The organism is Patiriisocius sp. 208BN25-11, assembly GCF_058147145.1.
Map to the genome: position 1 here is coordinate 87,144 of NZ_JBYVJY010000012.1, position 12,021 is coordinate 99,164.

Annotated in this window: 7 protein-coding genes; 1 reads left to right on the top strand and 6 read right to left on the bottom strand. The window is 30.8% G+C overall.

Annotated elements, in window-relative coordinates; all coding sequences use genetic code 11:
- Positions 1 to 897, top strand: coding sequence for a serine protease (locus ACY2RS_RS13055; protein WP_490099108.1), 897 nt, complete (start codon positions 1 to 3; stop codon positions 895 to 897).
- A gap of 54 nt (positions 898 to 951) precedes the next feature.
- On the opposite strand, the gene ACY2RS_RS13060 is transcribed toward ACY2RS_RS13055, so the two are convergent.
- The 6 genes from ACY2RS_RS13060 to ACY2RS_RS13085 form a co-directional block, all read right to left on the bottom strand.
- The gene (locus tag ACY2RS_RS13060) at positions 952 to 4,707 is read right to left on the bottom strand and encodes an nSTAND3 domain-containing NTPase (RefSeq protein WP_490099109.1); all 3,756 of its coding nucleotides are present in this window, start codon (positions 4,705 to 4,707) and stop codon (positions 952 to 954) included.
- A gap of 21 nt (positions 4,708 to 4,728) precedes the next feature.
- Entirely contained in the window at positions 4,729 to 5,490 is a 762-nt protein-coding gene (locus ACY2RS_RS13065) for a hypothetical protein (RefSeq protein WP_490099110.1), read from the bottom strand.
- A gap of 7 nt (positions 5,491 to 5,497) precedes the next feature.
- The gene (locus ACY2RS_RS13070; protein ID WP_490099111.1) at positions 5,498 to 7,030 is read right to left on the bottom strand and encodes a UvrD-helicase domain-containing protein; all 1,533 of its coding nucleotides are present in this window, start codon (positions 7,028 to 7,030) and stop codon (positions 5,498 to 5,500) included.
- Positions 7,017 to 8,918 (bottom strand): AAA family ATPase, encoded by a 1,902-nt coding sequence (locus ACY2RS_RS13075; RefSeq protein WP_490099112.1) that lies wholly within the window; start codon positions 8,916 to 8,918, stop codon positions 7,017 to 7,019. Before ACY2RS_RS13075 ends, ACY2RS_RS13070 begins: the two co-directional genes overlap by 14 nt.
- Positions 8,919 to 9,104: 186 nt before the next feature.
- Complete coding sequence (locus ACY2RS_RS13080) at positions 9,105 to 10,220, bottom strand: Fic family protein (RefSeq protein WP_490099113.1); 1,116 nt, start codon at positions 10,218 to 10,220, stop codon at positions 9,105 to 9,107.
- Positions 10,221 to 10,374: 154 nt separating this feature from the next.
- Positions 10,375 to 11,706 (bottom strand): tyrosine-type recombinase/integrase, encoded by a 1,332-nt coding sequence (locus ACY2RS_RS13085; RefSeq protein WP_490099114.1) that lies wholly within the window; start codon positions 11,704 to 11,706, stop codon positions 10,375 to 10,377.
- Between the last annotated feature and the right edge of the window lie 315 nt (positions 11,707 to 12,021).

A 12,021-nucleotide genomic window follows, 5' to 3' on the forward strand; every position in this document is an offset into this window, starting at 1 on the left:
ATGAAAAGAGTCTGTTTTTTTAGTCCCATTTTGATGCTTTTGTTATTTAGCTGTAATCAAGTAAATAAGCCATTTATTCAGGATATTGATAATGAAAAAAGCGTCGTTAAATATGAAGATATTATTGGAGGTGATGAAGTGCCAGATATATCTGAAGTACCTTGGCAAGTTGGTCTTTTAGAGCCACAACAAGATATTGAATGCTTCTGCGGAGGGAGTATTATTAGTGACCGCTGGATTTTAACGGCAGCACATTGTTTATATTATGAAGATTGGTTGGGACGCTTACAGAGAAGAACAGTATCAGATATATTCATATTTGCCAATTCTTCTAATTTAAATCAGGGTGGAGAAATATACGATGTGATAAACATAATAGAGCATCCTAATTACAACCAAGTGAATCAAGATAATGATATAGCCTTATTAGAATTGAGTTTACCTATAAGCTTGGTTACAAATAATCAAATAGTGTCCTTGCCAACAAATCAACAGGAATACCAAAATCTTAATCAAGTAGGTAAAGAACTATTCGTTTCTGGTTGGGGAGCTACTGATGTAAATGGAACTGTTTTTCCAGAAATTTTACGGAAGACAACCGTATCAGTTAAAAACCATAATACCTGTGAAGTAAATTATAGAGCAACAAATAGTGCTGTAACTGATAATATGATTTGTGCCTCAAGCCCAGGAAAAGATACTTGTGGTGGGGATAGTGGAGGGCCACTTTATACTATAAATGAGGATAGAGGTGTTCTACTGGGTATTACTAGTTGGGGAGGAAACCCTTGTGCTGACCCAAATTTATATGGAGTTTATACAGATGTTTTTAATTACCGTGAATGGATAGAAAGTAATTGTAATAATTGCTTGGATTTTGATGACTCTATTTTATAATTACAGAAGTTTTATTTTTTTAGAATACCCGTTAACGATAAATTTTTTTTAAAATCAACGTCTATCTGGTCTAATGAAATTTCTCATTCTTTCTCCTTCGGCACTATTGTACTCAGACTGAATTCGTTTTTTTAGATAACTTTTTATTGGAATATATCTTAATTGCTCATTTGATGTGTTTAGTATATCTAATACTTTTTCCCATCTCTTAGCGTGTAACTCTCCCCAAATAACTTCACCCATTTGTACTCCAGGATTACCGACCCAATCTATAGTTTTGAAAAAATCAACATCGTTATTAAGACTCAAAAAATACAAGAACAATTCATCGTGTTTTACCTGTAGATTTGTTCTAATGGACTCAAAAATCACCTCTACATAAGTTCTGTTAGTTAAGTTCTTTTCTATTAATTTTTTTATAAATACAAAAGCTGTCTGTATCTGTTTTTCATCTAAGTTGTTAAAGAGAATAGATACTGAATGACCTCCAAGTCCAAAGTAGAAGTCATTATCCATTAGATAATTGATTACTTTTTCAATTTCATTTGTTCTGTTTGGATAATTCCATATAAATGAGATATCCATATTTTTATCATCTCCGTGTAATTTGTTAATTGAAAAGAAATAGGAGAAAAAGTCAAATAAAAATTCTTGATGCTTTTTATAAATGTTAGCAAATCCTTTAAGTTGATAGTCAAAAGAAACAGAAGATTTTGACAGTACAAATTGTTGAAAATAAGACTCTTTTATTAGTAAATAGTCATTTTCAAGGAATTCTAGTCCATCCTTAAATGGATATTCAGATAATCGAATACTAATTGATTCTGTTTTAATCTTACTATGAACAATACGCATTACTTCCTTGATGGCATTTCTAGATTTGTTTGAATACTTAACATATTGGTCTAGATATAGGTAAGCATAGATGTTTATCGATTCTATAGTTTTAATGAGTTTATTATAATACTTGTTATTAACATATTCTTTTGGTAATCTATCTAGAAAATTAAGTTTCCAATAAATACAATTTTTATTATCCCAAGAATCTAGTATTTCCCATAATTTTAAAGCAGAATCTTCAGAATTAACAACTATTGTTGAAATTGTCCTATGTAAAGCCCTGATGTCGTAGTCTTTTTTTAAGTACGCTTTTAGTAGTGAAAGTCCAAGCTCATTGTTTTGTGTAAAGTTTTCAGATAAAATTATTTCTAGTGAATTCTCAATTTGAGAATGGTTACTTTCTTTAACACTTTGAGTATTATCAATTGTAGTTAGAAAAGAATCAAATTCTAACTTTGAATTGAATGTGAAGTTTTCTTTTAAGTCATTGCTCTTTACTTTTTCATATTCACGCCAGTCGTTAAAGTCAAATTCATCTTTATCTCTAAACCTGTTCCAGTCTAGCTTTTTATAATCTTGATATTCTTTGGTGTCAAAAATTGGCTTTAACTCCAAATAGCTCATATTAGATAATTTCTTTTCTCTACTAAGAGTAGTTATTAATCTATTAGCGACATATGCCTCTTTAAAAGAACTTGGAGAAAAGTATTCTTTGATAAATGGAATTAATAGGGTCAGGTCAAAATCAAGAATTTCTGGATTTCGTTCTCTATAACCTGGTTTGTATTTATTTATAGTATTTATTACTTCCTCTCTGTAGTCATTAGTTAGTAAAAATAATGTTTCCCATATATTGGTTCTTATGTTCTTTATTTCTTCAGTAGCAGGCAAAGGATAATCGTAAAAGGAAATCGTGTGTTTTCTTCCTCCGTGTGTAATATGATAGGAATGTTTTAGAAAGGTCTCAGCTATAGCAAAAAATGCAATGGAGTAGTGTTCTTTTTTATCCTCGATATTATCCTTTAAATACTGAATAAAATTAGCTTGTCTTTGATAACCATATCTTTCGTCGGGTTCATCAAAAATTAGGTTCTCTCTAATTCTACGAATAAACTCGGGCAAGTGTTCGGGTCTTTTTCGTATATATTCAAAACCAAGCTGTATCGCAGGGATGAAAGACTCCGTTTGTTGCCTAAAAAACCTTGAAATATAATCTATAGTTTGTTCTTTACTATGTACAAAATCATTTGTCTCATAATGAGTATTATATATCGGAGTTATTGGTTCAGGAATTGCATTTGTCTGCGATAAGAAATATGCTAATGTCACATCTGGCTTGTTAAACCAAAATAAATCTAGAAACGCTAATAATTTACCTTGATTTGAACTAACTGCATCAATGTACTTATCAAATGAAGAACTTATTTTAGTAAATACGTTTTCATAACCAAACGAATGACTAGAAGGATATAGCGCTTCTTTAAAAGAGAATTTATGGCTATCAAAGTAGTTAAACAAAAGTTTTTCAAAGGATAAATGTTTGTCTCTTATAAAAACTATATAAAAGAAGTAAGTTGCCATTACCTGTTCAGATATACGTATATGATTATACTGGACTTCTACTAATTCTCTTTTGTGCAATTCCTCTATAGCCTCATTGAAAGTATAGTAATCTAATTCAAAAATAGAAAGTAACTTTCCAATTTCTTCTTTGTTCTCTCTTTCAATTGTAAAGAAAAACGAGACTATTCCTAAAGCTTTTAATAGTTCAGGCTTTTCAAATAAATTAAAATCCATTGAGAAACTTGAAAAATAAGTCTCAAATAAATCGGAAACATCTCCAAATAAAAAATCAGATTGCTTTTCTAAAGCTACACGAGCACCCATAATGGCTAACCTAGGATTTCCATCAGCAATTTCTACAATCTTTTTTTGATATTTATGATTTACAATTCCAAATGAATCACTTTTTAATATATCAATGATTTCTTCATCCGTAAATTTCGGTATGTCTATTGTTTCTGAAACAAATTCAATACTGGAACTTCTTATATCTACTAATGCATAATTCCTGACTGTAATAACCAGTTTTAATTTACCTGTTCTATTTTCTTTAAAGATTCCAAAAATTTGTCTCAAATTTGGAAGCTGTCTATTTGCGTCATCAATAAGTAATATATAATCTTTATCTGGTCTTAATTGAATCTTTAAATCCTCAAAAATATCTACATCCTTTTTTGCAATAACATAAGATTCAAAAGAGGGATTCTCTTTCTTGAATTTTTGAATAGCTTCTATTCCAATCTTAGTTTTACCTACACCAGGAGCACCAGATAAAATAAGCAAATCTTTATAAGATAGGACGTTATTAATTTGTTTCAACTCTGTATTCCTGTGAAAAAATATATTGTCTAGTGGAGTAGATAGCTGATTCGCTTTATTGTTATACTCTGAAATGAATTTATGAAAAGGTAGAATTTGTCCTGTGTCGAGAGCAATACCAAGGTATTCCCTAGCAAGCAATAAGTATTTAGACATTATTTCTAAAGCAATAGTATCTATACCAATTAGTTCTAACGATACTCTTTTATTCTGAATATACTCTTGAATCTTCGTTTCTTCCTCAACGGAAAGTCTACTGTTATAGCAGATGATAATTTTATGAATCAATTTAGGATTAACACCTGTCTTTGATTCATCCAAGCATTTATCAATATCATCTGTGACTTTTGTAACTAATGAAGTTGCCTGTGTTGTAAATTCAACATAAGCTAATTTATTATCAGAAAGTCTTAAAAATGTATCTGGAGTACCTACAATGGTTTTTTGCTTTCCTAATTGGCTGCCACTTCTATTTAGGCTAGAGTATTCTTCTTCTCTTAATGACAAATAGTTGTCACATAGATTTTGAAATTCAGCACCATCAATGGCCAATAATTTTTGTTCTATTAATTGTAATCTTCCAGACATAATTAATTTTAATCTAAATTTTTAGTTCATAAAATAATGGTTTAACTTTTCATAGTATTCGCTACTATTGAGCAGAATCATAGGTGCTTCACAATAAAAGTCATTATTAAATCTAAATTCAAAGAAGAGGGCGTATTTATTGGGAGGTTTGAAAGCTTCCATAGAATCAGAAAATAATTCAATTTGGAATTTGAACGCTCTTATCATAGGTACTTCTAGTTCTTCTTTTAATATCGTTTCTTCGGTTTCACCTTCAATAGGCATTTTTATTTTATAAGTTACCGATGGTCTTAAAATTTCAGGTAGCGGAATATGTGGACCGGATAAGCCAATTGGTAATCTTTTAACTTTAACTCTTATACTAGTTAATAGTAATGTTTTATTGGAGTTGTTTATTAAGCTAAAATTGAATATTGGAAATAATGAGCTTAGCTTTACTGCTTCGAAAGAATTTTTCGCATTTTTTATGGGTCTCCAGCTACAATTTTCTTCATCAACTGAAACTGAAATAAATTGCACTTTTGAATTTCTATTTCTTAAGCTGATTTTTTTGTTAATTACAACTTGTTTTGAGATATCTTCCTTAGTGATTTTTGAATGACAAGTTGGGCATAAAAGGAGTAAATTTATCAATTCATTGTTCGAAGGGTCTTCATCAATGTGATGAATTTGAAAATGCTCAACATCTTCATTATTACAAAATGGACAAGCTGAATCTATTTCCTTTTGTAATTTGGCTCTAACTTTAGTTATTTGAGGTATTGGTTTTCTTTTCTTCTTCACTGTAATTCTAAATTATATCCACTCCTAATTTTATTAATTTTTCTTTTGTAACCTTGGTAGTTGATTCAAGACAAGCAATACAAAGTATTTTTCTAGCTCGACTAAATGCAACGTAGCCTAGTCTAGGATAATCACTTGTTGCTTTTTCATTATGGGCATCACGTATTGCGGTATCTGTTTCTAACCATAGGTTGAGTTCTTTTTCTGTTTTTGCTACGGCTAAAACCGCATCAACTTCTAATCCTTTAAATCTATGGATGTTAGATACCATTATTGCATTAGTGCTTCTTTGAGCTTCAATACTAATTCTTAAATTATCTATTTTGAAGGGAATACGGTTCTTAACCTCTAGACTTAAAGCTTCCGTTACAAACTTTACAAAAGTATTTTCGTTATCAATTTTACCATTTCTTATTGCTCGGATGATTTGGACGCATTTAACTCGTAAGTCAAAAGAAGTTTCATTATAGGTTTCACAATATTGCGACTGGTTTGTATCTAATACAGATAGTAAAGTATCTCGAATTTCATTAATAGGTGAAATATTTATGGATTTGTCAGGAGATAACACGTTCCCTTTTAAGGCAGCAACAGCTTTTTTTACTACATCATTTTTTTTTGCAATTATTCCTCTTTCAATATGAGGAATGCTATGTGCTTCACAGATGTCAAAAAATGAAGGTAGCATTGATGTTATATCCGAGGGCTTATTAATGAATTTTACATTTTCACCAATCATAGAATTTATTTTTGTTTGTTCAAATGTTTCAGAACCATATTGCCTTTGACTAAAATGGTTTAGAAAGTTCACAATAGGTTCTGCTGACCTTCTATTCGATTTGTTAAGGATGGTTAGGTACTGAGAGCTTCGTGAAGCTTTTAAGATGGGAAGGTTATTGAAATTTCTTATTGAAGAATCAAAGCTCTGAATATATTGTTCAGGGTCTCCTACACAATATATAATTGTTTTTTTTTGTTTTCTTAAATCTTCAATAACTCCAAAAATTTTATTGTTGGTGTCTTGAAATTCATCTACGAAAAGATATTGAATACGATTAGCTGTAATTTCTTTTATTCGTTTGTTTTTAAAACATTCTTCTGCTAGTGCAAGAGTTTGGTCATATGTTATGTAACCATCTTTAAGTAATGCACGTTTTATCTTGCCTCTAATTGCACTAACTGCTTTAATATCATCAGGTCTATTTTGATTTTTGAATAGTTTTTCTAAAACATTATCTATGCCACATTGAATAAATAATTTTTCTCCTTTAACGTCTTGGTTATTAATGCTAGAGTAAGGTATTACTATAAACTTGTTTAAAAATGAATGAGTTGTTCCAATAAAAAGGTTTGGAGGAATTGATATCTTTTTAGAGAGTCTCTTTTTTATATTCTGAGTGGCAGAATTTGTATAAGTAATAACTATCATATACCTATGGTTCTCAAGATTAGGAAGAGCCTTTATTATTTCATCTACCATTCCGTGAGTTTTTCCCGCACCAGGTCCTGCAATGACTAATGTAGGTTTAATTGCTGGCATCTGTTTCTGATTTTGGTGGGTGAATAACATCTATACCTTTTGTTATGTATTCAGGTATTTTGAAACCTTTACTGTCATTATTAAGATGTATTGCAAGTTGTAGTGCAAATTCACTTTTATATCCTTCTATCAAGGTAAAAAACGTTTCAATGTTTATAGGGTTTTCACCTATTCCATCAACTAGCGCTTTTCCGGCAATGGGCCTTACTATTTTAATGACCGAACACAAAATGCTTTTACCATCACCTGTGTTATTTGCGGCTATCAAGTCTTTTTCAAAGGTTGATAGAGTTGTAATTTTGACTTCTATCTCAGGGATTCCTTTATAGGCCTCTTTTAAAGCCTCTCCTCGATGTTCACTAGCTGTTCCAGTGTCTCTGTCAGTTAATACCAAGCATTTAGTATGGAATCCATTTTTAATAATACTAAGGAAATTTTTGAATGCTAGTCCATTAACATTTATTACTGCGCAAGACGATTTCTCAATAGTTTCTTTGGTGTGAATTTTATAGAATATAGGGAATAATAATTTTTCTGAAATGCCTTCTACTAAAGTTAGTTTTCTAGAATAGAATAAGTTGACATTTTCAGAGTCCAAGTACTTTTTCAGATAACTAATTTGTCTCTTTTCTTCAGCAGTTTCACCAAATCCTTCTAGCACGTAATGAGGTTCTAATTTGTCTTTTTTGTAATGAAGGACAACAGTATTTTCAAAATCTATTTTAGTAGTAATGTGATTGGAATGGGAGGTTAGTATCAGTTGGATATCCTTTCTATACTTTCCTGTGTCATCTTTAATCAAGGTGTCTAAATTTTGAGCAAGATGATTTTGAAGATTTGCGTGCAAATGTGCTTCTGGTTCTTCAATGCCAACAATTCTAAAATAAGTAGTCTTTATCCGTTTAGGGTCTTCGATAAAAGAAAGCATTAATGATATAAATAGCAGGTTGTTTCTTCCAGTACCATTTCTTTCAATTTTGATAGGATTGTCGTTATAAATCAAGCTCAATTTACGTAGTAAATCATCCACGTTAGGTAGTGAGAAAATTAGGTCTACTATATTGTTTGAGTTTTCTGTGCTCAATGAGATTTTATCAAGCTGTTCTGAGATACGAGTTTTAATTCCAGAAATTGCGTCATTATCTTCAATTGCTTTCTGTAAGCCAATAAGTTGCTTTTTTAAATCTTGATATTCCGTTTCCTCATTAGCATTCAATACCCTAAAAAGTAAACTACTATTCCTGCTAGCGGATAGTTCCGTTTTTGCATCTCTTAGTGCGTCTAAAAGTTCAAATTTTAATTGATTAAGATGATAAGTGTTTGCTAAAGTTTCATTTTGATTACCCCCATAAATGCGATAATGGTATTTTGATATTGGAAAATTCAAAAGATTTAAAATTTCCTTTTCAGGAATTTCTGCATAAGCTTCAGTACCAATTTCCTTTTCATAATCCTTTAAAAATTTTCTTTGTCGTTCTATCTCTTCAACAGCATTAAAGGAAGATACTGGAGCAAAAGAATAGGTTAAGGTCGCTTCTGTAAATTCATCATTACTTGTCCATTCTGTAATTACTGCTTCTTGTTTTTCATCAAAATCAGTGAGAGTAGCCTTAATCTTAATTACAGGGTAAATAATTTTGTCTGGTGGTATAGTAAAGTCAATGATAGCTTTTTTAAGTGCTGAAATAGCGTTATAATTAAAGTCTGAAATTTCTAAAGTACGCCTTTTAAAGAAGGATACTTCTTGGCTAAAAATTAAGCCAAGGGAATCTAGTAGATTAGATTTTCCAATGTTATTTTCTCCTATAATCTGCGTGAGCGGTTTTAAGTCGATAGAGAATTCCGTGAAATTTCGATAGTTCTCAATCTCTAATTTTGATACGTACATCTTTAAGTTTTATTTATACTATATTCTAAGCAACAAAAAAGCCAATGAATATCCATTAGCTTTTATAAAATCTATATTTGGCTTAATCGACTTAAAGATAATAATTTATGAGTTTTTTTAGATGAGGATTTCCGTAAATGTTATTATTATCAATCTTTAGCAGAAAGTTTTTTGTAAATAATTAAGTTACCTAATATTTAACGAATAACGAGTGCTTTTAAATGTTCCTGTTTTGGTCAAAATTTCTTTTTCGACTAAATCTGCCAAATCTCTGGTTGCAGTAGATTCAGATGTTTTAGCAATTTTCACATAGTTTTTTGCACTTAATCCACCTTTAAAACCAGTGTAGCCTTCTTCAAAAATTCGTTTAACTACTTTTAATTGTCGGTCATTTAGCTGTGTTTTATAACGGTCAAAAAACTTTGTTTTTTCTATAAGAAAATCAATATGTTTCAAAGTATTATTTTGAGCATCAAGTATAGTTTTACCAAAGTATGAGAGCCACTCTGTGATTTCTAACGTTTTGTTGTTGTTTTCTAAAAAAGTATAATAGTCTTTTTTATTAGCTTCTATGGTATGAGAAAGAGAAATCAGTGTTGGCTTTTTTGTACTCATAGCAATAGATTTTTCTGCAATAGCACGTCCAATTCGTCCATTTCCATCTTCAAAAGGATGTATACATACAAAATATAAATGAGCAATTCCCGATTTGATTAACGGAAACATATCCAACTCATTCTTCTTAGTATGTGCGTCATTAAACCACGTAATAAATTGCTCCATTTCTCGTGGAATTTCTTTTGATGGCGGAGCTTCAAAATGTACGTTTGGTCTATCTAATCTGCCTGAAACAACTTGCATTGGTTCTGTATGTGTTCTATACGAGCCGATATTTGTTAAATCACGTCTACCGTTGGTAATCATTTTATGCCATTCAAAGAGTTGGTCGTGAGATAAAGGTTTGTTGTAGTTTAAATACAAATCCACCATCATTTCGGCAATACCGAATTCGGCAGGTGGTACTTTTCGTTTTTCAACCGTTAACCCTAAATTTCTTTTGATGGAAGATTGAACACTATCTCTGTTTAAATACTCGCCCTCAATTTCAGAAGTCTTCATTGCTTCATTACTCAATATCTCTACAAGTAAATCATCTTTAGAATCATTAGAAACGTGCTTTAATGCACCAACCACAGTTCCGCTATTTTGAATAAAAGTTTGCTCTAATTCTGTAAGACTTTCTTTGTTATATGTGAATTGAGGCCAATTTTTTAGTAACCAATTCCAGAGAATGTGTGTCATTTGAGCTATATTCTTATTATTTATCGCTCAAATTTAATCATATTTTGAGCGATAAAGCAAATTTAATCGGCTCATTTGAAGAAATAATGATGATGTAACGCTTGTTGAACTGGAAATAACTCGTTAAGAGTTATTCTATTTCAACAATGCCACGTTAGAAATTAATAACAGCATCCAAAGCATCATCAGCCTCTTTATGGATAAAATTAGCCTGATAATTTATAGTTGTTTTTAAGTCACTATGACGATATAGTTTTTGTAGCATTAAAGGGTGTATTGCATCTCCCGCAATATTACCAAATGAATGACGAGCAATATGATTAGAAATATTTTTGTCAATTTCGCACATTACAGCAATTCGCTTTAAATATTTGTTGAACAAACTTGAAGCGTTACGTGATTTCGTAAAAACATCTTTTGGGTCTTTAGGGTTTACGTTAGCTAAAAAGGGAAAAATATAACCATTGTTTTTCTTCTTATTTTTATTGTATTCTTTTAAGATTCTTTCCGCTTTTTCTGGAACTTTTAAGCTTAAAGGCTTTTCATTTTTATTCATTATGTACATTAGCCTACCATCTTTAATATCTGACCATTTGAGCTGTACAACATCTGAAATACGAATACCCGCAAAATAAAAAGCGATAAGCCAAACATTATGTGTATGCCAAATAGAACTTTCAGGCTCTAGTTCTAGAGTTTCTATTTTTTCAACTTCTTCTTTGGTTAATCCTATTTTTAATCCAGAACCAATACGAATTTTTTCTTTTTCTCCAGCGAACGGGTAATATTTGCTGTCAACTAAATCGTCTTTAATGGCAATATTAAATAGCGTGCGAATAAAAATTAGTTGATTGGTAATAGTGCGTGTTTTCTGTCCTAGATAAGCAGTGCAAAATACTTTGTATTTCTTTATAAACGCTATGTCAATATCCTCAAAATATAATGCGTTGCTTTTATTGAAATCTTCTAAAGCATCAAGCATAGTATACTCGCCTTTTCGAGCTTTGCTAATACGGTCTTTTCTTCGTTGTTTGATTTCTTTAATAGCCGTTTCTTTATTGCGAGTTGATTTTAGATTTAGAAATTCTTCAATATTATATAGTATGGAAAGTTCTGCTTTAGCAACCGAAAGTGTACCGTTATCATATTTTGATTTAACACGTTCAGAGGCTATTTGAAAAAAAGAAAGTTTACGTGTTTGGCGTTTTACTTTATTTTTAACTTCCTTACTCGTAATGGAGTCGTTAGTAGCAAAGACTACATTATTAGCTTCTAATAGTTTTTTTAATAAAAAATTATTGATGCGTTTAGAATTTGGGTGTGATGTTTTTACTTGTCCACTATCAGCGTTCCAGTCTTTTTCTAAGATATACTGACCTAAAAAGGTATAATTAGTCTTGTAATCTTTGCTTATTCTTAAAGCGAGTGGAGCAGTACCATCTTTTCGCTGCTTATTTTTTCTTCGTATAATTTTTATTGCTGCCATAATTCGTAATATAATTATACAAAGGTACGAATAGTGATTCAAAAAGGGGTACAGAATAGGTACAGAATGAAGTGTTTTTTAATGATATTATTTGATTTCATTTAAAACTAAAATATCATAACTTATTGAAAATAAGTGTATTTAATAATATACAAATAGTATTAATCTAAGGCTCATAACCCGAAGGTCACTGGTTCGAGTCCAGTTCCCGCTACTAGGAAAATTAAGCCTTCACAGAAATGTGAAGGCTTTTTTATTTTATTTAGTCATAGGTTCGTTCCGATAGCTATCGGAACCAGTTCCCGCTACTAGATT

Bases quoted from the DNA above. Each gene is read 5' to 3' on its own strand.
- ACY2RS_RS13055 (WP_490099108.1), top strand. From the start codon at position 1: ATGAAAAGAGTCTGTTTTTTTAGTCCCATTTTGATGCTTTTGTTATTT.
- ACY2RS_RS13060 (WP_490099109.1), bottom strand. From the start codon at position 4,707: ATGTCTGGAAGATTACAATTAATAGAACAAAAATTATTGGCCATTGAT.
- ACY2RS_RS13070 (WP_490099111.1), bottom strand. From the start codon at position 7,030: ATGCCAGCAATTAAACCTACATTAGTCATTGCAGGACCTGGTGCGGGA.
- ACY2RS_RS13075 (WP_490099112.1), bottom strand. From the start codon at position 8,918: ATGTACGTATCAAAATTAGAGATTGAGAACTATCGAAATTTCACGGAA.
- ACY2RS_RS13080 (WP_490099113.1), bottom strand. From the start codon at position 10,220: ATGACACACATTCTCTGGAATTGGTTACTAAAAAATTGGCCTCAATTC.
- ACY2RS_RS13085 (WP_490099114.1), bottom strand. From the start codon at position 11,706: ATGGCAGCAATAAAAATTATACGAAGAAAAAATAAGCAGCGAAAAGAT.